Origin of the sequence: Microcoleus sp. AT8-A3 (genome assembly GCF_036705675.1) — a bacterium.
GTDB lineage: Bacteria > Cyanobacteriota > Cyanobacteriia > Cyanobacteriales > Microcoleaceae > Microcoleus.
This window is the reverse complement of the sequence record NZ_JAUBVD010000045.1, coordinates 1-22,299: the sequence shown is the minus strand read 5'-3', so window position 1 is coordinate 22,299 and position 22,299 is coordinate 1. Positions and strand designations below refer to the sequence as shown.

Genomic DNA, 22,299 nt, shown 5'->3' with positions numbered 1-22,299 from the left:
TAGTCATCATTACAAATACACTTAACGTAGGGTGCGTCGCTTGCAGAAAATTTCCGTAAAAAATCGAGTTTTGAAGAAGCGACGCACCTGACGATGTTCTCGAATTTGAATATTTGCGATCGCGACGCACCCTACGGTTTTACAGCCACAACGCGAATTCTGCGATAATCTGCACTCCAATTACCATCGCGGTACAGCGCCGATCGCAAACGCTTTGCAACTGCGTTAATTACCTGCGATCGCACATCATCAGACAACCCCGACAAAAACCCGCCAGCAAACATTTCAATCCAATTTACCATACCCGCGCTGCCACCTTCTAGGCGAGTCGGGCGATCGAACAAAACCGCATAACCCACATCAAATCCCTGCTTTTCCAAAAGCCCAGCATACTCGCCAATACTCGGAAAATACCAAGGATTAAGCGCTTCAGGCTCAAGCGGGCCAATTTCTGACAAAACACTCAAAAGTGCCCGGACGATCGCCCCCACGTTCCCCTTACCCCCAAACTCAGCCACAAAACGCCCTCCCGGCTTCAGCGCTTTTGCCACACAATCGATCGCAGCATCCGGCTGTTTAATCCAGTGTAAAACCGCATTAGAAAACACAGCATCTAACGGCTCTTCTACTTGAAAACTCCTCGCATCTGCGACAGAAAAGTTAATGTGAGGATAGTTAACATTTGCCGTAGAAATCATCGACAAAGATGAATCAATCCCATACACAAAAGCCCCACTTTCAGCAATCTTTTCAGTTAACTGTCCCGTACCGCAACCTAAATCTAAAATACGTTCACCAACCTTCGGAGCCAGTAATTTCAAAAGCGATTCGCCGTATTGCCAAACAAAAGCGTGCTGTTGTTCGTAGAGATTTGTATTCCAAGAATCTTGTGTCATCATAACTACTCTAAACCTTTCATCTCTCTCTGTGTTCTCTGTGTACTCTGCGGTAAAAAAAAATCCTTCTTCACAAAACCAACCAACTTATTTGTTAGCGAGTTGGGCTATCGCAAGTCCCTCGATTCGGCAAACCCTAATATTTTCCAAAATCCGCGCTCCCTGCTTTTCATAAAAAGCAATTCCCGGCGCATTGCCAGTATTAACAGTCCATTCAATCCGCCCGCAATTTGTGGACTCAGCAATTTGTGCTAAATACTTTAACAGCGCTGTACCGACTCCCATACCGCGCATAGGAGCTTGCACAAATAAATCATCAAGCCAAAGACACGGCTGCGTCAATAAACTTGAATAGGAGGAATAAAAAAGAGCAAATCCTACCGCTTTTCCCCCAACTTCCGCCAACAAAACCCGCACTAGCGGAGGTTGGCAAAACAACGTTTGCTGCAATTTATCTGCTGTTGCTGCTAAGAAATTTTTAGCTCCATCAAACTCGCTTTTCTGCGAAATAAAATCCACGATTAATTCCAAATCTGCCAGCTCTGCTTCTCTAATTTTGATATCCAAATTAGCCATTGTTTAATTCTCAAATTCGCCTATTAATCACTGTATGAAATATCATCATCAATGTCCAATATATGTTTAACTAACCACTTATACTTTTAAAATATAAATGATGGGGACTTATGGAACTTCGGCATTTGCGTTATTTCATTGCAGTTGCAGAGGAATTGAATTTCACTCGTGCAGCGGAAAAACTGCATATTGCTCAACCTCCACTGAGTCAACAAATCCAGCATTTAGAGGCAGAGTTGGGGTTTCAACTGTTTCAGCGAACCAAGCGGACGGTGCATTTAACGGCTGCGGGACAGGTTTTTTTCGAGGAAGCCGGGAAAATTCTGCAGCAAGTCGATCGAGCAATTCAACTGGGCCGACAAACCAGTCGGGGCGAACTCGGCCAACTGACGATCGGCTTTGTGAGTTCCGCAGCACACAACGTGGTTCCAGCCATTTTGCAAGCCTTTCGCACTCGGTGTCCCGCCGTTAAGCTCGAACTGCACGAACAGACGACAAACGAACAGTTGCAGCGGCTGCGGTTCGGGCAAATTGATATCGGCTTCGTGCGTCCTCCGGTTGAGGAAGACGGGATAAATTCTGAAATCGTTTTTCGAGAACCGCTGATTGTGGCATTGCCAGAAACGCATCCGGCGGCCGATCGCACGCATCTTGAATTACGCGAACTTTCCACGGAACCGTTCATTTTGTTTCCGCGTTCCCAGGCTCCGGGACTCTACGATGCGATCGTCAGTCTTTGTCAACAAGCAGGTTTTAGCCCTCGCGCAGCTCAAGAAGCAATTCAAATGCAAACCATTGTGAGTCTGGTAGCCGCCGAGATGGGAGTGGCGATCGTCCCGGCGTCGATGCAAAATTTCCAGCGCAGCGGGGTTGTTTACAAAGCGTTACCAGAATCAACCTGCATTGTGGCGATCGCTCTAATTTGGCGCAGCGATCCAACGGCGGCGGTGCAGCGGTTTTTGGAAGTCGCCAGACAAATCAGCGGATTTGAGATTTGAGATTGTAAATTTTAGATTGACTGGCAATTTGACAAACTTATCAAAACTCAAAGATTTTCTGTGCAACAACACCCGTAGAATGATTAATTGATGCTCGGAGTTCGAGCAACTACTGCCGTAAAAGTCGGCACGATGCGACCTGAACGGCTCACAATATCCCATATAAATATTAAGTACAAGAGAGCAAGGGATGGTATTGGCAACAGAAATGGGTTCGTCCCAACCGGAATCCTCTTTCGATTTATCTACTTATCTAGTCAAGCGAAAAGAGGCGATCGAGGTAGCTCTCGACAGTGCACTGCCGGTCATCTACCCAGAGAAAATTTACGAAGCAATGCGCTACTCGCTGCTAGCGGGGGGCAAGCGCCTGCGTCCGATCCTGTGTCTGGCTAGCTGCGAACTGGCCGGCGGCACTACATCTATGGCAATTCCGACAGCTTGCGCTTTGGAAATGATCCACACCATGTCGCTGATCCACGACGATTTGCCGGCAATGGACAATGACGACTACCGGCGTGGCAAACTGACGAACCACAAAGTCTACGGCGAGGATATCGCCATTTTGGCTGGCGATGGTTTGTTGACCTATGCTTTTGAATTTATCGCCACTAAAACTGAGAACGTACCCCCCCAACAGGTGTTGCAGACGATCGCCCATTTAGCGCGGGCATCGGGTGCTGCTGGACTCGTAGGCGGTCAAGTGGTTGATTTGGAATCGGAAGGAAAGACAGATGTTTCTCTGGAAACTTTGAATTACATTCACGCTCACAAAACAGGCGCGCTGTTAGAGGCCTGCGTAGTTTGTGGGGCAATTCTGGCTGGGGCTTCGGCTGCGGATTTGCAGCGGCTGTCTCGTTTCGCTCAAAATATTGGGTTGGCTTTCCAGATCATTGACGACATTCTGGATATTACTGCTACCCAAGAAGAACTGGGCAAAACTGCTGGCAAAGATGTTCAAGCAGGGAAAGTCACTTATCCGAGTTTGTGGGGAATTGAGGAGTCTCGGCGCCAAGCTTCGCAGCTTGTTGCTGATGCTAAGGCTCAATTGGCAGTGTTTGGGAGCAAAGCTCTACCGCTGCTGGCGATCGCCGATTATATTACCAGCCGCAGTAACTAGAAATACTAAACACTATGCAGGAAATTTGCAGCGGCATTTTAAACAATCATGTACTCGTGGTTGCTTTGATCGCTTGTCTGGCGGCTCAGATCATGAAGTTGCCGATCGAGTTGGTCAAAAATCGCAAGTTTAATCTTCAGTATTTGGTAACAACGGGGGGAATGCCCAGCGCTCACTCGTCTTTTGTGGGCGCTTTGGCTGCTGAAGTCGGACAAACGATGGGATGGGAAAGTCCGGACTTTGCGATCGCTGCGATCTTTGCAATTATTGTCATGTACGACGCAGCAGGCGTCCGCCAAGCAGCAGGCAAGCAAGCTCGCATCCTCAACCAAATTATTGACGAGTTTTTTGAGGAAGATCACAACCTTAATGAGGCTCGCCTGAAAGAGTTGCTGGGACACACTCCTTTTCAAGTGCTTGTCGGTTTGGGGCTGGGAATCACTATTGCTTGGATCGCAGGGCCTGCATATTAGTTAACTGTTAACTGTTAACTGTTAACTTTTAACTTTTAAGTATTAGTTGTTGACTGTTAACTGTTAACTAATCACTACTGACCGAATTCTGCTTGCAGAATATCGTCGTTGTCATCGGCGATAGTGGCGACAATAGTGATAGCACGAGAAATTTCTCCGGTCGAGATTTCGGCGATCGTCCGAGTCGATATTACCGCAACTTGATTGTCAACAATGGCAAAATGAGATTCCAAAGTAGACAGCCAATTCATTTCTAGAAGTTTCCGCATTAATTGAGCTTCATTCTTCGCAGGCAACTGCAGTACAAAAGCCCAAACAGTCAAAGTATCATCTTCGGTTTCGCCGGTGAGTTGCACGAACACTTCAACACTGCCGTACTTAAACTTCCAAAGATGTCCGCCAGCTTCACTTTGACCGACCATCACTTTTTGGTCTACAGCCATGCTGGCGATGACAGTTTCAATTTCTTCTGCATAGGTGACGGCTGTGGCTTTTTCGACCTGCTCGGAGGCGATCGCGCTTTCCCTCGATAGGCTTTCTGCGGAAGCTGTTTGTATGTTCGGCTCGCTGGTAGTCATGATTATATTTAGATGGAAAACTATTCTAATAATCAGTTTACTTGCTAAAGCTTAAAATTATGACTTTAACCCTCTTTTGTCACTCTGGGAAATTAAAAATGAGACCAAAATTTTCAACTGTAGATAGATCAAGGATTTGAGCATTTATTTTCTAACAGAATGGCCCAAATCAAGGTTTTTGGTAAAAGTCTTATGCTATAACCATCCCAGATTATTTTATGCCGCAAGTGACAAAAGAGGGTTATGCTGACAAATAGGCTATCTGCCCGCAAACCATTAATCTGCTCAGAGAATAATTTCTAAGCTCGGTTAAGTTCCCTATTGATTTAGGTAACTCCCCTAACCTTGCGAGGCTAGTGACAAAATACCTCAAATAATGTTTTTGTGTTGTCAGCCTCGCAAGGTTACTGCGTAAGGGTTTGAGAATGTTGTATGAGTAGCCACAAGTTTAAATTTGAGGGAAAACCTCTGAGCCTCACAAAGAGCCTCTAAACATCTTGCACTGTCTCGGGTGTATCATAGAAGTTTCCCCCGCGAGTGGGGAAACAATTGAATGGAAACTTGAATTCTAGTGCTAACCCTTTGCCAATTACTTCTTTAGCTCCCTAATCGCTGGGAAAACTAATTGAGTGGAAACTCATAGGTTAAGGAATTACTCAACGCCTAACGGCATCAGACTCCTCACTCGCTGGGGAAAGTAATTGAATGGAAACACATAGCTTCCAGCAGCAAAGTTTCTACAGACAGCAGAACCGCCTCCCCACTAGTGGGGGAAACTAATTGAATCAGAAACCAGACTTTTCAACGTACCCAAAGGGACAGAAAATGGTAATTCGCCACAAATTGATGTTGATATGGGCGCCACTGGCGCTTTGCCTGGTTCCGATTTTACATGGCTGCACAATTACGGGAACCACCGGCGAGACCGCCACTATCGCTTCGCCCGGCGTTGCTTCGACTGGCTTCGCACCGAACAAGGTGCCTTCAACCGCAGAGCTAACAAAGTTGACAAAAGAGAGCCTGTTATCGTGGAACGAAGCCATCCAAGCCAAGGACTTCACACAATTTTACTCGACCATTTCTAAGGTGTGGCAACAGCAAACCACGGCGGAGAAATTGACGGCAGCCTCTAAGCCGATTACCGATGAAAACGAAAATGGTACGAATATCGAACCCTTTGTCAACGCGAGGGAACCAGTCTTCACGGCAGCACCAGCAATAGATAGTAATGGTGTGCTTGTCCTCCAAGGCTATTACCCCACCCCACCTACCCGAACAAGCTTCACCTTAAAATACTTACGCGAAGCGGATGCCTGGAAGTTGCTCGGAATTAATGTCATGTTAAACGATGAACCCCTTGCGGGAGATGCTAAGGACGCGCCCGCTGAAGATGTACCCGCTGAAGATGTGCCCGCTGAAGATGCGCCTGCTAAGGACACACCTTAACTCATGAACCTCACCAGTTGAAATGAGCTTATCCCCGCCTAAACCTCTAGCGGGATTTTTTCGACGGGTTATTAAGTATTTGTCGAAGTGAAAAAGATTTAGAAGACCGTCGAAAAAATAGCCACCACCTATTTTTTAATGTCTTACTTTTTGTCTTACGTCTAGTCTTACCCTTATCTCTACTCTCTAGCTTCTGATACATTTGAGTGCTGTCGATGTGAGAAGGGTGATATTCACTCACCCTCACCCTGCAACCTGCGCTCCCCTACCCTGCACCCTGAACACAGTGACTTTTTTGTCCTAAAATCCCAATTCAAAGATTGCTTTTTAGGATTTGATGTCGGGTTAGGCTATCGGAGTGTGAAGAAATTGTTTCAATCCTTAATAGGGTTTTAGGTTGTTTCCGACCAACTGGCATCACTGTATATTTCACTCCTGCATTTTGCGTAGGCACTATTCACCCTCAAGCTGGTTATAGCTAAGTTCCAAAATATTTAAAAGTTCACAAAAACAGTATAGAGGGTGTATAAATACTTACGAAAAACCACGGTTGACACAGTTAAAAAACAAAGATACAATTAAAAAGTTACCACTTAAAAAAACAAACAAAATGACTTCAAAAATTTGGGTTGAAGGCTGCAAGTATTCTGCTATAGTTGGTACCATTTTTGGGTTATTGTTACCCGGATTACCTTTGTTAGCTGCGCCTTCTGCTATTGGTGAGAACTTGAGTTCCACCTCTTCGGGAAATTTGTTGATCGCACAAGCTACCAGCCTTTGCGTGGATAATGACAAAATATATGAACACTTCTCAACAGCCAGCTATGAAATATCCATTTGTCAGGATGAATACGAGGTCAACTATCTAGTATATGTAAATAAGGGAAGTCCCGATGATTCCAATGTTCTTTTAGGCGTCGTTATGGGTGACGGAACTTATAGGGCAAAAGAGGTCACTGATAATGGAACAACATTCCTGTACTCGGTGGGAAGTTCTTTTCAAGTAAAAACCGAGGATGGTGAGATCGTTATAAGCGAAAAAACCTTCTAAAATTAAAAAATAATAATAAAAAAGCCCTCTACAGTAAAACTACTGTAAATTGCTTTTTAAATTAATATTTCTCAATCAATTCTCAGAACTACTCAACGCCTAACGGCATCAGACTCCCCACTCGCGGGGGAAACTAATTGAATCAGAAACCAGACTTTTCAACGTACCCAAAGGGACAGAAAATGGTAATTCGCCACAAATTGATGTTGATATGGGCGCCACTGGCGCTTTGCCTGGTTCCGATTTTACATGGCTGCAAAATTACGATGACCGCTGGCGAGACCGACACTATCGCTTCGCCCGGCGTTGCTTCGCCCGGCGTTGCTTCGACTGGCTTCGCACCAGACAAGGTGCCTCCAACGGCAGAGCTAACAAAGTTGACGAAAGAGACCCTGTTAGCATGGAACGAGGCCGTCCAAACCAAGAACTTTACAGAGCTCCATTCGACCATCTCTAAGCGCTGGCAAAAGGAAGTGACGGTGGAGGAATTCGCGGCAATCTTTAAGTCGTTTACCGATCTAGACACAAAAGGCACGAATATCGGACCTTTTGTCAACAAGATGGAACCAGTCTTCACGCCAGCGCCAGCAATAGATAGTGATGGTGTGCTTGTCATCAAAGGCTATTATCCCACCACACCTACCCGCATAAACTTCACAGTAGGATACCTACCGGAAGCAGATGCCTGGAAGTTAGCCCAGATTAGTCTCAATTTAGAAGAAGTGCCCGCCGGAGACGCTAAGGACGCGCCTGCTGAAGATTCGCCCGCTGAAGATGCGCCCGCTGAAGATGCGCCCGCTGAAGATGCGCCCGCTGAAGATGCGCCCGCTAAGGACACACCTTAGCTTATGAACCCCACCAGTTTAAATGAGCTTATCCCCGCCTAAACCTCTAGCGGGATTTTTTCGACGGGTTCTTAAGTCTTTGTCGAAGTGAAAAAGATTTAGAAGACCGTCGGAAAAATAGCCACCTGCCTATCCGGTCTAGGAAACCTAAAGCCGTGTGTCACACGCTTGACACTATTTAATGACCTTAGCGGTTCTAGTCTCTGGCTCAGGACATGCCCTTATCCCTCTTTTGTCACTCTGGGAAAATAAAAATGATACCAAAATTTTAAACTGTAGATAGATCAAGGATTTGAGCATTTATTTTCTAACAGAATGGCCCAAATCAAGGTTTTTGGTAAAAGTCTTATGCTATAACCATCCCAGATTATTTTCTGCCGAAAGTGACAAAAGAGGGTTAAATAACTGGTTCCGAGGCTATGCCAGGGAACCAGTATATCTCGCTTGTTGGCGGAGGCAGACGCAAGTTTGACTTGCAGAGCGGTTTCAACCAGGTTCGCGATCGTTTTTAAGCCTTGGGCTTAGTCGCCGCCGGCTTCTTCTCAATGGTATTCAAGCCGTTGAGGAACATGGGTACCAATTTCTCCATAAATGCCTGCGGGTCGCGGTTCCAGGCGCGCTGAGCTACATCGACTCTAGTCATTTGCAGATCCGGGGCCAGCAGGGTTCTGGGTAAGCGTTCCATCAGGTATTGCGGGCGTTCCCACATCGGCATGGTGTTGGCAATATCCACGAGGCGGGTGACGCGGCGGAGTTCTGCCCCCAGCATGATATCCATTCCCGATTCAAAAGCTGCTTGTTCGATCGCCACATACTTGCGCTTGGCCTGTTCCACCTTCTGGCGGTGTTCCGGGCTTTTGGCAGCTATGGAGCCGAGCCAGCGGTTGCCCCAGCGGACGTGACCAGCTTCTTCGGGAAAAATCTTTTCGATTGTTTCGCGGATTTTGACGTTTTCTGCGGTTTGGGGAGCCTGTTTGAGGGCGTGGATGTGCGCTGAGAAGTATTCGCAGCCCCGCTTTTCGGTGACGTTAATCGCGGCCAGGGAAGAAATTACAAAGTCTTCGCGGTTTGTGGTGGGGTCTTGTTGTTCGCTGTCATACAACCTTTCAAATTCGTCAATGTAGGAGACTCCCGGCGGCGTTCCCACATTTTGGCCGAGGTCTACCAGCAAGTCGGTGAGCCACATAGCGTGTCGCGCTTCGTCGGAAATGTGCCGGGAGAGGTCGCGCACGAGTTCGGCTGGTTCCCCGTTTAGCTGTTCGATCACCTCGGTGAGGTCTTTGCAACTGCGCTGTTCGCTGTAGCGGTAGCGGTTGAGGGTGATCAGGTGAATTTCGCGATCGCGCACTACATTAGCTAAAATTTCGCGCGCTCCCATTGCGTTGCGAAGCTTGCGGGGGTAGGCAACAGTCATGCTTTTATGTTGTTTTGTAAAGATACTTATATAAGTGTAACGCAGTTTTTTTGACAACCAATTACCTCGCAAGGCTGAAAGTTGTTGTGTTGCAGGCAGATTGAATTTTATACATACAATTTTTTTACTCGCAGATCGATCGACTAAAATAGTTTTGATTTGTCATTTACGCAAGCGTTCCGCGAGGCTCCCAAAGCAATCTCACGCACTCAAAACTTTTCAGGTTCCGTCGAGTCTGAAGCCTCAAGGCTAGCAGGCTCTTGTTGAAATTTGTGCATCTCCTCCACTTCCAGTCTCGCCAGCGTTGTCGCCGCATCCGCTAACTGTAAAGCCAGATTCATCCGACCAACTGGGTTTTTCTCTTTCCAAAGGTCTTTTGCCAAGAAATGCACTCGATAGCGAAACATTTTAATTGACTGTGATGGAATAACTTTAGCTGTCATGATTATAGTCTCTCTTCAACTGTAGCTAGGATGCGAAGCAGTACCCGTTCGGGTTCTAGATAGACAAATGTCAGTATGATTACTTGATCTTCATTGCTGATTGTGACATCCCAGGTGGCAGATCGCGGTTCAACCCGTTCATGCCTAACTATTACAGTATATTGTCCTGCTGCCAAGTCATCAAATCCCGCATCTGCCTCCATCAAAGCCACTGTCTCCTCGGCCAGTACCCGTCCGTCCCGATTTAGTAAAGTAATGAAGGCAATGCCATCAACTGAAGTCATTGCCATGTTATTTTGATTGCGTACCATCACAAAAATATCCGACATTATCTGCTAGTTGCTAATTGCTGCAAATTGCTAATTTACCACAACAGCAACACCGCGCAAGCAAGGCGGATAGACGGTCATCCGATTTGAGATTTGAGATTTGAGATTATGGACTTAATGGAAATAATAACAAGACTAAATTATATGCACACTCTTACTGAAGATGAATTTCATTTAGAAGCAGAGCCTTTCCTTCGGAAAATTTTTGTTCACGACAATCCGTTTAACCAACCTTTCACATCACAGGTGATAGGACGAACAATTATCTATCCTTGTGACGGTGAAAATGACCTTCTCCTGATTGACGCACTAATTAACGCAGCAGTAAATTTAGGTGATACTGGCTCCTATATCTCACTACTACCTACAGGATACCCAAGCGATCAACTCACTCACTGTTATATCTCATTATCAGAGTTTCTTGAGGGGTACTCTGGAACAGAAGAAGATAGGCTAATTGGACCGACGTTGGGTATAAATCCTTATACTTCAGACAGTGTTATTTATTCAGCCCAAGGTAAGTGGGGGCTGATGAAATCACATGAACGTTTTGGATTGCTGGGTGGATCACTAGAGTTTATCGAAGAGATTCGAGGATATGTCCCGGATTTAGACAAGCAGGTGTATGGTTTGTTTAAGCGTTTGCGAGACCTTCTGTTGGCTTGTGGTGTGAATCCCCCAGACATCACTCGAAATAAATGGTTGCCAACGTTGTTAACCCATGTGTATGGTTCTCAAGTCGCTGAAAAGTTGTTGTTGGAGGAGACAGAGCTACCCTAGAGCGCAGGTCTATCAAAGATTAGTTCAGAAGCTAATGTGGGTTAACCAAATTGAATAAGTACAGCACGGTTATGGAAGCTCACAGATCAATACACGAAGGATGCCACCGGACTGGATATAAAATTTTGAGTTCGCATAAATTATTAAAAAAGGTCGCCCTTGCAGGCGACCTTTTTTTCGATTAGACATCAACGACAAACAATGAGAATTCTCAATTGTTCAGGTTGGATTATTAACTATCTAACAGTCGTAATACAAAGCAAACTCGTAGGGGTGAGGACGCAGCCGCATCGGGTTGACTTCATTGTCGAGTTTGTAGGAAATCCAGGTTTGGATGAAGTCTTCGGTAAATACGCCGGTTTCAGTTAAGAAACTGTGGTCTTTTTCTAAAGCTTCTAAAGCGCCTTCCAAGGAACCGGGAGTTGAAGGAATCTTGCTCAATTCTTCAGGGGAAAGGTCGTAGATATCCACGTCCAAAGGTTCGCCGGGATCGATTTGATTCTTGATGCCGTCAATGCCGGCGCACAGCATGGCTGCAAATGCTAAATACGGGTTGGATGTAGCATCGGGACAGCGGAATTCTAACCGCTTGGCTTTGGGGTTGGTTCCCGACAACGGAATCCGCACTGATGCCGATCGATTTCCTTGAGAGTAAGCTAAGTTTACAGGCGCTTCAAAGCCCGGAACTAAACGCTTGTAGGAATTGGTCGTGGGGTTGGTGATTGCCAAAAGTGCCGGTGCGTGCTTGAGAATGCCGCCGATGTAATGCAGTCCCATTTGACTGAAACCAGCATATTGATCGCCTGCAAATAGAGGCTGACCGTCTTTCCAAATCGACTGGTGAACGTGCATCCCGGAACCGTTGTCGTTAAACAGCGGTTTGGGCATGAAGGTGATGGTTTTGCCGTATTTTTTGCCGACGTTTTTGATGACGTATTTGTAAGTTAGCAAGTAGTCGGCTGCTTGTACTAAAGTTGCAAAGCGGAAACCGAGTTCGCATTGACCGCCGGTGGCGACTTCGTGGTGGTGTTTTTCGATGGGTACGCCACATTTTGCCATTGTCAGCAGCATTTCCGTTCTCATGTCTTGAGAGGTGTCGGTTGGTGCTACTGGGAAATAACCTTCTTTGTAACGCGGTTTATAGCCGAGGTTGCCGCCTGCTTCTTCTTTGCCGGAATTCCAGCGACCTTCGATCGAATCTACGTAATAGTAGCCGGAATTTTGGGTTTGGTCGAAGCGAACGTCGTCAAAAATAAAGAATTCTGCTTCCGGGCCAAAGAATGCTGTATCGCCGAGACCGGTGGAAAGCAAGTAGTCTATGGCTTTTTGGGCAATGGTGCGGGGACAGCGACTGTACGGTTCGCCGGTGCGAGGTTCTTTGATGCTGCAAATGAAGCTGATGGTCGGTTCTGCCATGAACGGGTCCATCCAAGCGGTGGTCGGATCGATGACCATCGTCATGTCTGATTCGTTGATGGCTTTCCAGCCCCTAATGCTGGAACCGTCGAAGGGTACGCCGTCTGTGAATGCGGTTTCGTCGATTTGGTCGTGGTACAGGGAAAGGTGCTGCCAGATCCCCGGCATATCGATGAATTTGAGGTCAACGATCTGGATCTTATTTTCTTGTATGTAGTTTAAGGCTTCTTGGGGTGTCTGGAACATGACTTACTCCTGATATTGGTTGTGTCTTGGCGATCGGCCGATTTCAGACTGTGTGGGCGATCGTAGGCCTTCAGTATCCACTATTTTGTATCTAGGGCTACAAAAGTTTGAAATAGGGGCCCAGTGGGGCCGGGCCGTTTGAGATTCTTGCCCTGTGGATTATTTGTCGGATGAAGATACAAGGCAAACGGCTGAATTTTACGACAGTTTGCCGCGGATAGACTACCCTTGGTGAAAATCCTATCTCAAATCTTAATCAAACGCCGATTTGTAGTAGTCTACAATAGGCGGTCTGTCTCAGATAGCAAAGTATTGATAAAGATTTTTGGGAGAGAAACTTATGCGCGATGCAGTGACGAGCCTGATTGAAAATTATGATGTTGCTGGTAGGTATTTAGACCGAGATGGTATCGATCGGTTGAAATCTTATTTTGCAACGGGCACGGCACGGGTACAGGCGGCGGCTGCGATTAACAGCAATGCTGCGGCAATTGTCAAGCAAGCTGGTATCCAGCTATTTGCTGAACAGCCAGAACTGATCCGTCCCGGTGGAAATGCCTACACGACTCGTCGCTACGCGGCTTGTCTGCGGGATATGGACTACTACTTGCGCTATGCTACTTACGCCCTGGTGGCTGGAAGTACCGACGTGCTCGACGAGCGCGTGCTGCAAGGTTTGCGCGAAACTTACAATTCTCTAAGCGTTCCCATTGGCCCGACGGTGATGGGGATTAGCATTATGAAGGAGATGGTTAAGGCTCAGGTGGAAGCTGCTGGCTTGTCTGTGGGGCCTTTTTTGGATCAGCCTTTTGATTACATGATTCGCGAATTGAGCGAACAAGATATTTAAGTCAATTTGCTAGTTCTTTTAGCAGCAAATTGCACTTGTGGCTGGCAGTTAGCAGCAGTTGGATCGATCGCTTTTTTTGGCCTCACAGCCTCCAAGCGATCTTTTTTTATGGGTTATACAATTTTAGATTAAAGATTTCAGATTAAAAATTATAGGTTAAAAATTATAGATTAAAAATTTGAATTATTGGGAATGACTGATGATTTAAGGGTTTGGAGCTTCCCTATAATTGCATTCTTGTTTGAAACGGGTGCTAAAAATCGTCAACACATCCCCAGACGAGGCATTTGTCTAGGGGATTTTTGGTTTGGCGCAGATCGATTTGTGCGGTGGTTGTTGCTTCTACTTCGCCGTTGGGGTAAAGAATGTGGATGATGTCACCGCTGACGAAGGCGAGGGGATTTTCTTGACAATTGCCAGGATTTCTGATAGGAAAGTTAATTGTTTTCATGGTCGATCGCCCTGATGGTATTTGTAGCGCTTTTAGCTGCATCTAAATCATCCGCTAGCAGCCAAAATTATTGTGTGATTTTATGAAGGTATATCTGTGATAAAACTACACAATCAAAGCGATCTCAGTCACATAAGGTGAGGTGGGGCGATCGCCCCGCGACGATCAAAAAACCAAAATAATCGCCAAAAATTAGCAGTCGGGCTTGTGCGTAAGTGCTAATCTGGTACTGTTCTTAACCCTATCCGTACAGATTAAAAACCTTGGCTAAACAGCGACTAGACACTTTATTGGTCAGCCTAGATTTGTGCAGTTCCAGACAGCAAGCTCAGGCATTGATTCGGACTGGGAAAGTCTCCATCAATCAACAGGTAGTTGACAAACCGGGCACTGAGGTTGACATTGCAGCAAAAATTCAGATTAAAGAGCGATCGCGCTATGTTTCCAGAGGCGGTGACAAATTAGCCAAAGCTTTAGAAGTTTTCGCGATTCCCGTTGCAGGCAGAATTTGTCTCGACGGTGGCATTTCCACAGGCGGTTTTACCGACTGTCTGCTGCAAGCAGGCGCCGCCCTAGTGTATGGCGTAGATGTTGGCTACGGTCAAGCAGATTGGGGCTTGCGTAACGATCCGAGGGTAATTTTGAAAGAACGCACCAATTTGCGGTACATGACTGCTACTGAGCTTTACGGCAATTCACCCCCCCCAGCCCCCCCTTGTCAAGGGGGGGAGCAAGATTCACCCCCCCCAGCCCCCCCTTGTCAAGGGGGGGAGCAAGATTTACTCCCCGCTTGTCAAGGGGGGGAGCAAGATTCGTTGCTAATAGGGGCTTATGCAGATTTGGCGGTAGTAGATGTGTCGTTTATTTCCCTGGATAAGATTTTACCGGCGCTGTGGGAATTGTTGGCACCACCGCGAGAAGCGGTGTTGCTGGTAAAACCGCAGTTTGAGGTAGGGCGCGAGAGAGTTGGGAAAAAAGGCGTAGTGCGAGACTCAGCAACTCAAGCTGATGCGATTTTTCAAGTGTGGAAGGCAGCCACAGCTTTAGGATGGCAGCAACGCGGCTTAACGTGGTCGCCTTTACTTGGCCCGGCCGGTAATATCGAGTATCTTTTATGGTTGGGGATCGATCGCGAACAAGAAACAGACCACAGGGCGATCCTCTTCGAGGGCTGCGCTAACGAAGAGGATGTTGTGAAGGAACGGATCGCACAAGTCACCAAAGCGGCGGCGCGGGAACTTGTCGATCGATTGTAGATTTTAGATTTTAGATTGATTTCCAGATGTTGATCTAATCAACTTTAAAAATCAAATTTGGAACTCCAGATTGCTATAAATTTTTAAAATTTTTGTCAATCAGACTCCTAAACTTTCACAAGAGTGAATAATTCCATGCAGTCATTTAAACAAGTCGGTTCGATTTTACTCTACGTTCTAGGTGGCATTGGGTATGTGGCGATTGTAGCTACTATTGTAGGCGTTTCAATTCTGATCAAGTGGGCAGCTCTGCTACTGGCAGACAAATTATTATATACCATTCTGATTATCGGCGATTTGTTGAGAGGCCTCGAAATTATTGAACTGTTAAATATATTGATATTTGCATTTATCGGTATGGGAGTGGGTGTGGCGACAAGGCTCCTACACCCTCAATATGGTCGAAAAATTAGTGCCGCTTTGTTGATAGTTATAGTTCCTTTAGTTTTCATGATTACGCCAGCCATCAGATATAATTCTTGGCTGGAAAAAGTAGAGGAATCGGATAATTTATTACCAGCGCAAACTGCAACATTAACTAACTCATTTTTGAATAGAAAAGTGGGATTGCCTGGTTTTATCGGTTATTACGTATATACTGGTCAGTTTCCCGTTATTCCCACGAAACAATCGGAGATGAAAGACCTGGACAGCTTTGAAAAAAAAGTTAATTCCAGATTTGTACAGTTCACAGGTATTGCTCCGACTATTGTTTCTTGGTCAATGCGGGTTTGTTTTTGGTTGATTAGAATATTTTACTTTTCTATAGCAGTAATTGCCACGATCGCGCATTTTAGAGAAGGCGTTAGAATCGCGAGACGGTAATACGATTTTAGGATCGCGAATTAAATAACTTACAATTTTAATTGTTATTGTGGGATGGGCGTCCCGCCCATCCCACAAACTTGTGGAAGTTATTTAATTCTCATTCCTTAGATTTTAGATTTTAGATTAAAGAAGGGGGTATCACTGATGAGCATGGTGGTTTGGAGTTTACCTACAGTTGCATTCTTTTTTGACAGTTGTAGAAGAATAAAAGCAGTAGGGTGCGTCAGATCCTAATTCTTCAATTATCACAAATAACCCTCTCCTGACGCACCCTACTCAACTACTAGGGCAATTTTTAAGTGCCAATTTTAAACTCTTGCTGCAGGCGATCGATAATTGTATTACGCTCGATGGTAGCGAGAATTTGTTGAATTACCGTATCTTGTCCCAGGGGGCCCCAGGTGCAGCCTTTTTCTAAGTAAACTTGGGCGGCACGACCGACAGCGTAGGTTCCGTAAGCTGCTAAACTAGCTTGAGTGACAGCAACTCCGGCAAAAGTAGAAAAGCCGATGTGCGGGGCCGCTGCGGCTGCACTTTTGCCAAATCCCAACAGAAAACTGCTGCCCAATTCTCCCAAAAGTACGCCGCCAGCGCTGGAGAAAATAGTCTGCCAAAGTTTGCCGGCTTCGTAACCAGTCATGGGTAAGCCGTAAAGTCTCGATAAAGAGCGAATTAAGGCTAAATCTGCGACAGTTGCTCCCATTACATCCAAGAATGCCACTGGATTTAAACCGACAGCCAAAGCTTTATATTTTGCAAATTGCCAGATTAAATCTTCGGCTTCTGTTTGTCGCAATTTGAGAACGTGACGGGCAATGTTTGCTTCGGCATCTCTAGCTTCAACTAAAGCATTTAGAGCGAGGAGCGATCGACCTTCTCTGTTAAGAATTGTCAGAATTTTATGTTTGAGTTCGTCTATCTGCGCGGGGGGCGACTCCCATTCGTTAGTTACTCTTCCGTCGGCCCATTCCACCCGCACTTGCACCGGTGCTGGTTCGGCGGCTACCATGACTATTTCTAATGATTTGGAAGTTTTAGGCGGTGATTTTGCAGTAGATTTATCAGATGGGTTGTTTGGGCGATCGGACAAATTTTCGCTATCTTTTTCCTCTTTTACCGCAGCGGCTGCTAACTCTTCAGAATTTGCCAGCGCTTGCAAACTTTGGAAAATAGCTTTTCTGTCTAATTCTGGATACAGGTCAATTTTATTAAAAACTAAAATTACCGGTTTTTGAGCTGTTTGCAATTCGCACAGTGCTTGATATTCAGTTCGGGTGATATCACCTGCAACGACAAACAGAATTAAGTCAGCTTGGCGAGTTACTTGTTTCGCCATTTCGCCGCGCACTTCGCCGCCAACTTCATCAAGTCCGGGAGTATCGATTAATTCTACTTGCACGCCTCCTTTCCCCCCCTTGGCCAGGGGGGGTTGGGGGGATTCCTCGCTGTCAAGGAAGGATAAAGGCACACTCCAGCGCACGGAACGCGGCCACTGAGTCACGCCGTTGAGGGGGCCTGTTTGCAGAATTTTGTGACCTAAAAGCGCGTTTAATACGGCTGACTTGCCACGGCTGACTAAGCCGAAAGTAGCAATGCGGATGATGTTGTAGTCTAGTTTTTCTGAGGTGGAAGTTAAAATATCTAACTGATATTGCAGCGCCGCTTCTAATTCTGTATTATTCGAGTTCTTTTTCCCTTGGCGCAGGTGGGAGTAGCGCGCCAGGGCTTCGCGCAAACTGGCGCGGGCAAGGGATAAGCGATTTTCTTGAAGGGAATTGTCAGCCATTGGCGATCGGCTTTTTTAAGCAGGTAGAATTGATCGTCGAATTATAAATCCTATTTCTTATTTTAATACAAGTTTTGATAAAATTCTAGTTTTTTATTGGGGAGTTAGGTAGAAACAGGGCAAAGGCGTGTCAACAACCTCCTCAAACTCGGATTCCGGCAGTGACTTAAGTCCCTGCCTCAAAGCGAAAGTCCTCTTAACTAAAACTTACGCAAAAAACCCGGTTTCTCTGAAAAATCGTCGATATATCCGAGAGATGCTTGATGCAGAAACCGGGTTTTTGACCCGGCTGGCGTAAGTTTTGTTAACAATACTCTGGACAGTGTGTGAATAAAAGTGCGATCGCACTTCTGTAAAAAGTAACTGGACTCTGAGCCAGAAAAAATAGAAAACCAGACAATATTTAGGTCACTCTCAAAAAACAGATCGTTTTAACCGACTGTCTCGATAAAATACTTGAATTAAATTTACCCAAATTTTATCAATTTGTCAAGTTTAAAATAAATTTTTAGTATTTTTTTAAATAATTCAGCTACCGTATATTTGTAATGTATTGAATTTAGATGGAATCTTGCCAAATTGATAAAAATCCGTTAATTTCTTACCTTCATTATCAGCAAAAGAAGCAAAATATTCGCCAACGCTGATATCTTTAATAGAGTCTAAATCATAAAAATGCAGCCACTCAACATCAAATACTGGAACTGGATCGACAAATGTTACCTTTCCTTCACCCAAAGTACAATCATTCCACGGGTTTTTGCCATGTTTGCGTCGAATATGAATCTGCCATTGCCCATTCGGGTAAACGATCAAACTTTCATTAGAAATATGAATCCAGTTGCCATCTACTACGCAGCCAGTAGAAATTTTTTGAGGTGAGAATACTTGAGGTTGAGGCATGGCTCCATAGACAATGCGAGCAATACGTTTGGCACGATAATCAAATTCAAAGCTTTTGGGGTATTTTGATTTCGGACTCCACCACGGAGTAACTTTAGAAGTTTCTAGTTTAGAATCTATTTCCTCACGATGTGCTTCATAACAACAGAGCATTTGCTGATATTCTACTCGACTAAACTCAGATGGATCTACATAGATTGTCCAGTTGCTTCTGGATACATCGTCATAAAAAGTTTTGATTTGTAATTTGGCGCGCTCGCTGGGATTTATCGGCAGACCCATATCTAATAATTCGGGAATAATTCGACCAGCCAAAGATCGAGAAACTACTTTGTCATTAAAACAGAAAATGGGGAAGCGAATCAAGTTACCAGAAGCTAGAAATATACTTTGGAAATAGTGTTCTTCCATGATGCTGATGCGATGGAATCTTTGCGGATGTTTGGTCGGACAAAACACTTGAAAAGTTAAGACATCGGGACGTTTCTTTTTGTAATATTTAGACAAATTATATGGACTTTTACGAGACAAGTATTCATAGATTACCCAAGCCCATATCGCAAAAAGTACACCCATATCCCACACTTTAGTTTCATACAATCTCAGGACAATTTTTCTGTACAATTCGTCATAAATCTTTTTGACATTTTTCATAATTATTATATAATCAGACACGAACTAATTGAACCTTGAACACCAAACATTTGCTTGGCTGCCTCATGTCATACGGATCGCGCGTGCGAACTTCCGTCCGCAATAGGTCGCGGACTTTAGTCCGCACTACGAACCTGATTTATTGCGGTTAATTCATCGGACATGATCGGAGATATTGCCCAAGCTTTTTGACAAGCCAATCCTCAATAGTTAGGACAGTTTGAAACCCGATGGAGTAGCTAAAAATCTGGCTGGTTATTGTAGATTTTTTTTACAGTTTCCACAAGAGCGAAAAAAGAAATAAAAAAAATTAACAATGGCATGGGTGGCTTTTTCAATAGTAGACTTTGAGCAGGGCCGGAGGTTATTAGTTGATTGAAATGGCTGTTTCATTCTAGAAAAAGTTACGAAAAACCCCTATTTTGTAGGGGCGAATTCACCCTAATTTTGACCACTAACCAATAACCTCAATAAATCCGCCCCGCCCCACTTGATGTCTGAAAAATACAAGGAGAAATAGCGAGTTCTGCTGTTTCTCCGATTCAAATTTATCATGCCAGACAGGGCTGGTATTGCACGGCCGCCAAAACCGGTGCACACCCTACAGGGTTTTAATTGGCGACTGAGTTAACAGCCGGGGTTCCTGATGTCTGAGGCGCGAGACGACTTGCGATTTGATTGATGAAACCTTGCAAGAAGGAAACTTGCTGATTTTGCAGAAATACTGCTTGCAAAGTTTTCGTCAGTTCCGTAAGATTGAAGATGCCTTTAGCATTTTCCAATTCTTGAGTTGAGAAATATTCAATTAAACTCAATCCAGCTATTCTGGTAAAATAGGCTGCACTAATTCCCTGCACCGCGCCTCCTGCTACATAGGTGACGGCATTGCTTTTCAGCAGTCCAGTAATAGTTTGAGTAGACAGTTCTACTAATCCCAATTTAAACATTTGATTAGCCAAAGTCCCCGCTACTGTCTTAGCTTGGTCTAAGGAAAACTTTTGCTGGTAGATGGCGCCGAGATCGATTACGAGTTGGGTGCTGATGGCGGTTGTTGCTAGCAAGTCTAAAGCTGGAACCGGATTAGTAAAGACGGCGGCGGCGGCGATGTACTGATATTGTTCGATAATGGGAATTGCCCGATCGCGCCTGACTGCATTTAATAAGGTTTTGGCCTCTAGCTTGATACTTGCAGCCTCACGCACTGCACTCGCCCAGACCAACTGTTGCCGTTCTTCCGTTAAGATTTTAGTCAATCTTTCCGTCAGCCCGTCGAGTTGAGAGACTTGATTTTCGATCCGTTCTTTAAATGTGCCGTCCGCTTGGTGCTGGCGCACTTTAATAGAATTGGGAGAAGCTGCGATCGCAATTATCTCTTCTGTTCCCAATATTCCTTGCATTTTCTGCTGCAAAGAGTTCAAAACCTGCGACTGCTGTTCTGGCAAATATTGGTCTTGTTTGTTCCAGACTAGCAACACGCGCTGACCTGCCGAAGCTAGCTGAGATAATGTTTTAAATTCGGAATCTGTGATGTCGCCCGCTGTCACAAACAGCACTAAATCACCGTTGATTTTGGCATCGGCATTTGTATTAGCAAACAGCGCTGCAGTTTCTTGTAAACTAAGCTTTTGCGGGTGTTGAGATGCCCAATTAGAATTTAAAACTTGAATTAAGGCAGTTTTGCCGACAGCTTTGCCGCCAGTTACGGTAATCCGCAAATCTTGTCTGTCTAATTCGGTTCTGAGCCGATCGAGCTTTGCTGTTAGATTAGCAGGATCGGCGGAGTTTTGAGCTTCTGAGGCTAGCAATTTAATTGCGGTTTCTGAAGCCGCGATCGCTTTTTCGGCTGCTTCCCGGTTCGCCAGGGGTTGCGGGAGTGCGAGTTCGAGTTTGGGGGATTGTTGTTTCCACCACCAATAACCCGCACCGGCAGCAGCCAAGCCGATGAGTGCCGTTTCGCCCATTTCTGAACCCGAATGCTGTAGAGTTTCCAGCAGCCACAGCGCCGCTGAAAGTCCTATTCCGCCAATTAAAATCGGTCGCCGCAAGTTAAGTGTCATTTTTCCCTTCCTGTGGGTATTGTCGCCAAGCTTAACCTTACCGGGCTTGGCCTCCCTCCCTCTCTTCCATCGTACCTCTGCGGCATCCAAACTGGCAGGCGGGCGATCCGACTTTTTGCGATCGGGATTTGCGGCCCTGGCGCCAATCAACTTTTTGCACTTCTACAAACGGGGAATTAAGGACTGAATTCCTCACTACAAACCAATAGATTTTTACATGATTTTGCAAATATAATAGTGGATTTTTTCTCTAGGTTGGTAATGCTTGAGATTGTGATTCAAAAATATCAATTATTTGTTTGGGAATTGCTCGCGGGCGCATGGTGGTAACTTCAACCCAAACCCAAAGCGCCTCTGCTTTTAACAAGATTTCGTCACTTCCAGCTAACGCGATGGAGTAGCGGCGGACAGCGCGCGGGCCGCGCATTTGTTCGATCCAAGTGGATATCTCCAATCGATCGCCCGCGGCTGCCGATCGCAAATAGTCAATTTCTATCCGTCGCATTACAAAGACGCCGCCCAATTCCCGGTAGCGATCGAGAGTAAATCCCAAATGTTCTAAATGTTCGATCGCAGCGTGTTCTAAATAATGCTGGTAAACAGCATTATTTACGTGACCGAGAGCATCCATTTCATAATGTCGCACTCTAATTTCTGTAGTAAATGGTGTCAAATTCTCACCTTTCCAGTTGTTGCGGTATTTTGTAGTTCCGAGTGCGATCGCACTCTGGGTCGATACTGGCTCAGAACTGATTGCAAGTTACACTCAATAGTTGAAACGTCACTGCTTCCAGGTTAATCTTAGTCCGGGAAGCACAGACGGTCAATCGATTTTAGATTTTAGATTTTAGATTTTAGATTGACCCCACGGATAAATGCGGGGGCTTGAGGATTTTCGATTTTCGA

At 45.4% G+C, this 22,299-nt stretch carries 21 protein-coding genes and 1 pseudogene; 10 read left to right on the top strand and 12 right to left on the bottom strand.

What is annotated here, in order from left to right; genetic code table 11:
* Window positions 1–131: 131 nt before the first annotated feature.
* Window positions 132–905: pseudogene (locus tag QUB51_RS22350) on the bottom strand (class I SAM-dependent methyltransferase); the annotation flags it as partial.
* Between the two features lie 78 nt (window positions 906–983).
* A complete protein-coding gene (locus tag QUB51_RS22345) occupies window positions 984–1,472 on the bottom strand; it encodes a GNAT family N-acetyltransferase (protein WP_333057666.1) in 489 nt (162 codons plus the stop codon).
* Between the two features lie 110 nt (window positions 1,473–1,582).
* Here QUB51_RS22345 and QUB51_RS22340 point away from each other — a divergent pair, with 110 nt between their 5' ends.
* From QUB51_RS22340 to QUB51_RS22330, 3 genes are all read left to right on the top strand, one after another.
* Window positions 1,583–2,470 (top strand): LysR family transcriptional regulator, encoded by an 888-nt coding sequence (locus QUB51_RS22340; RefSeq protein ID WP_333263373.1) that lies wholly within the window; start codon window positions 1,583–1,585, stop codon window positions 2,468–2,470.
* Between the two features lie 190 nt (window positions 2,471–2,660).
* On the top strand, window positions 2,661–3,587 hold the full coding sequence (crtE, locus tag QUB51_RS22335) for a geranylgeranyl diphosphate synthase CrtE (RefSeq protein WP_333057663.1): 927 nt from the start codon (window positions 2,661–2,663) through the stop codon (window positions 3,585–3,587).
* A gap of 14 nt (window positions 3,588–3,601) precedes the next feature.
* Entirely contained in the window at window positions 3,602–4,060 is a 459-nt protein-coding gene (locus QUB51_RS22330) for a divergent PAP2 family protein (protein WP_333057662.1), read from the top strand.
* Window positions 4,061–4,134: 74 nt separating this feature from the next.
* Here QUB51_RS22330 and QUB51_RS22325 read toward each other — a convergent pair whose 3' ends face one another.
* Window positions 4,135–4,638 carry a YbjN domain-containing protein gene (locus QUB51_RS22325; RefSeq protein ID WP_333057661.1) on the bottom strand — a complete coding sequence of 168 codons (504 nt, stop codon included), beginning with the start codon at window positions 4,636–4,638 and terminating at the stop codon, window positions 4,135–4,137.
* A 1,005-nt stretch (window positions 4,639–5,643) separates the two neighbouring features.
* Here QUB51_RS22325 and QUB51_RS22320 point away from each other — a divergent pair.
* From QUB51_RS22320 to QUB51_RS22310, 3 genes are all read left to right on the top strand, one after another.
* On the top strand, window positions 5,644–6,084 hold the full coding sequence (locus QUB51_RS22320; protein WP_333263369.1) for a hypothetical protein: 441 nt from the start codon (window positions 5,644–5,646) through the stop codon (window positions 6,082–6,084).
* Between the two features lie 550 nt (window positions 6,085–6,634).
* A complete protein-coding gene (locus QUB51_RS22315) occupies window positions 6,635–7,135 on the top strand; it encodes a hypothetical protein (RefSeq protein ID WP_333263366.1) in 501 nt (166 codons plus the stop codon).
* A gap of 137 nt (window positions 7,136–7,272) precedes the next feature.
* A complete protein-coding gene (locus tag QUB51_RS22310) occupies window positions 7,273–7,980 on the top strand; it encodes a hypothetical protein (protein WP_333263363.1) in 708 nt (235 codons plus the stop codon).
* Between the two features lie 508 nt (window positions 7,981–8,488).
* Here QUB51_RS22310 and QUB51_RS22305 read toward each other — a convergent pair.
* The 3 genes from QUB51_RS22305 to QUB51_RS22295 form a co-directional block, all read right to left on the bottom strand.
* A complete protein-coding gene (locus tag QUB51_RS22305; protein WP_333263359.1) occupies window positions 8,489–9,394 on the bottom strand; it encodes a ferritin-like domain-containing protein in 906 nt (301 codons plus the stop codon).
* A gap of 209 nt (window positions 9,395–9,603) precedes the next feature.
* A complete protein-coding gene (locus QUB51_RS22300; protein ID WP_333048876.1) occupies window positions 9,604–9,837 on the bottom strand; it encodes a hypothetical protein in 234 nt (77 codons plus the stop codon).
* Window positions 9,838–9,839: 2 nt separating this feature from the next.
* Window positions 9,840–10,166 (bottom strand): hypothetical protein, encoded by a 327-nt coding sequence (locus tag QUB51_RS22295; protein WP_333057658.1) that lies wholly within the window; start codon window positions 10,164–10,166, stop codon window positions 9,840–9,842.
* Window positions 10,167–10,274: 108 nt separating this feature from the next.
* Here QUB51_RS22295 and QUB51_RS22290 point away from each other — a divergent pair, with 108 nt between their 5' ends.
* Window positions 10,275–10,946, top strand: a complete 672-nt coding sequence (locus QUB51_RS22290) for a hypothetical protein (RefSeq protein WP_333211800.1) — start codon at window positions 10,275–10,277, stop codon at window positions 10,944–10,946.
* Between the two features lie 240 nt (window positions 10,947–11,186).
* Here QUB51_RS22290 and glnA read toward each other — a convergent pair whose 3' ends face one another.
* Entirely contained in the window at window positions 11,187–12,608 is a 1,422-nt protein-coding gene (gene glnA, locus QUB51_RS22285; protein ID WP_333057654.1) for a type I glutamate--ammonia ligase, read from the bottom strand.
* A 340-nt stretch (window positions 12,609–12,948) separates the two neighbouring features.
* Here glnA and apcB point away from each other — a divergent pair, with 340 nt between their 5' ends.
* Window positions 12,949–13,458: an allophycocyanin subunit beta gene (apcB, locus tag QUB51_RS22280; protein WP_293258696.1), complete on the top strand. Its 510-nt coding sequence runs from the start codon at window positions 12,949–12,951 to the stop codon at window positions 13,456–13,458.
* Window positions 13,459–13,711: 253 nt separating this feature from the next.
* Here the strand turns inward: apcB and QUB51_RS22275 are convergent, their stop codons facing one another.
* Window positions 13,712–13,951, bottom strand: a complete 240-nt coding sequence (locus tag QUB51_RS22275; protein WP_333057652.1) for a hypothetical protein — start codon at window positions 13,949–13,951, stop codon at window positions 13,712–13,714.
* 221 nt (window positions 13,952–14,172) lie between these two features.
* Here QUB51_RS22275 and QUB51_RS22270 point away from each other — a divergent pair, with 221 nt between their 5' ends.
* Window positions 14,173–15,165 carry an SAM-dependent methyltransferase gene (locus QUB51_RS22270; RefSeq protein ID WP_333057651.1) on the top strand — a complete coding sequence of 331 codons (993 nt, stop codon included), beginning with the start codon at window positions 14,173–14,175 and terminating at the stop codon, window positions 15,163–15,165.
* 135 nt (window positions 15,166–15,300) lie between these two features.
* Window positions 15,301–15,990 (top strand): hypothetical protein, encoded by a 690-nt coding sequence (locus QUB51_RS22265; protein ID WP_333247969.1) that lies wholly within the window; start codon window positions 15,301–15,303, stop codon window positions 15,988–15,990.
* 298 nt (window positions 15,991–16,288) lie between these two features.
* Here the strand turns inward: QUB51_RS22265 and QUB51_RS22260 are convergent, their stop codons facing one another.
* The 4 genes from QUB51_RS22260 to QUB51_RS22245 all read right to left on the bottom strand — a co-directional run bounded on the left by QUB51_RS22260 (window position 16,289) and on the right by QUB51_RS22245 (window position 22,066).
* The gene (locus tag QUB51_RS22260) at window positions 16,289–17,779 is read right to left on the bottom strand and encodes a DUF697 domain-containing protein (RefSeq protein ID WP_333263357.1); all 1,491 of its coding nucleotides are present in this window, start codon (window positions 17,777–17,779) and stop codon (window positions 16,289–16,291) included.
* A gap of 528 nt (window positions 17,780–18,307) precedes the next feature.
* Window positions 18,308–19,336: a hypothetical protein gene (locus QUB51_RS22255; RefSeq protein ID WP_333057648.1), complete on the bottom strand. Its 1,029-nt coding sequence runs from the start codon at window positions 19,334–19,336 to the stop codon at window positions 18,308–18,310.
* A 611-nt stretch (window positions 19,337–19,947) separates the two neighbouring features.
* On the bottom strand, window positions 19,948–21,393 hold the full coding sequence (locus QUB51_RS22250; RefSeq protein WP_333057647.1) for a slr1306 family protein: 1,446 nt from the start codon (window positions 21,391–21,393) through the stop codon (window positions 19,948–19,950).
* A gap of 250 nt (window positions 21,394–21,643) precedes the next feature.
* The gene (locus QUB51_RS22245; protein WP_333057646.1) at window positions 21,644–22,066 is read right to left on the bottom strand and encodes a thioesterase family protein; all 423 of its coding nucleotides are present in this window, start codon (window positions 22,064–22,066) and stop codon (window positions 21,644–21,646) included.
* Window positions 22,067–22,299 lie beyond the last annotated feature (233 nt).

Bases quoted from the DNA above. Each gene is read 5' to 3' on its own strand.
- QUB51_RS22345 (WP_333057666.1), bottom strand. From the start codon at position 1,472: ATGGCTAATTTGGATATCAAAATTAGAGAAGCAGAGCTGGCAGATTTG.
- QUB51_RS22340 (WP_333263373.1), top strand. From the start codon at position 1,583: ATGGAACTTCGGCATTTGCGTTATTTCATTGCAGTTGCAGAGGAATTG.
- crtE (WP_333057663.1), top strand. From the start codon at position 2,661: ATGGTATTGGCAACAGAAATGGGTTCGTCCCAACCGGAATCCTCTTTC.
- QUB51_RS22330 (WP_333057662.1), top strand. From the start codon at position 3,602: ATGCAGGAAATTTGCAGCGGCATTTTAAACAATCATGTACTCGTGGTT.
- QUB51_RS22325 (WP_333057661.1), bottom strand. From the start codon at position 4,638: ATGACTACCAGCGAGCCGAACATACAAACAGCTTCCGCAGAAAGCCTA.
- QUB51_RS22305 (WP_333263359.1), bottom strand. From the start codon at position 9,394: ATGACTGTTGCCTACCCCCGCAAGCTTCGCAACGCAATGGGAGCGCGC.
- QUB51_RS22300 (WP_333048876.1), bottom strand. From the start codon at position 9,837: ATGACAGCTAAAGTTATTCCATCACAGTCAATTAAAATGTTTCGCTAT.
- QUB51_RS22295 (WP_333057658.1), bottom strand. From the start codon at position 10,166: ATGTCGGATATTTTTGTGATGGTACGCAATCAAAATAACATGGCAATG.
- QUB51_RS22290 (WP_333211800.1), top strand. From the start codon at position 10,275: ATGGACTTAATGGAAATAATAACAAGACTAAATTATATGCACACTCTT.
- glnA (WP_333057654.1), bottom strand. From the start codon at position 12,608: ATGTTCCAGACACCCCAAGAAGCCTTAAACTACATACAAGAAAATAAG.
- apcB (WP_293258696.1), top strand. From the start codon at position 12,949: ATGCGCGATGCAGTGACGAGCCTGATTGAAAATTATGATGTTGCTGGT.
- QUB51_RS22275 (WP_333057652.1), bottom strand. From the start codon at position 13,951: ATGCAGCTAAAAGCGCTACAAATACCATCAGGGCGATCGACCATGAAA.
- QUB51_RS22265 (WP_333247969.1), top strand. From the start codon at position 15,301: ATGCAGTCATTTAAACAAGTCGGTTCGATTTTACTCTACGTTCTAGGT.
- QUB51_RS22260 (WP_333263357.1), bottom strand. From the start codon at position 17,779: ATGGCTGACAATTCCCTTCAAGAAAATCGCTTATCCCTTGCCCGCGCC.
- QUB51_RS22255 (WP_333057648.1), bottom strand. From the start codon at position 19,336: ATGAAAAATGTCAAAAAGATTTATGACGAATTGTACAGAAAAATTGTC.
- QUB51_RS22250 (WP_333057647.1), bottom strand. From the start codon at position 21,393: ATGACACTTAACTTGCGGCGACCGATTTTAATTGGCGGAATAGGACTT.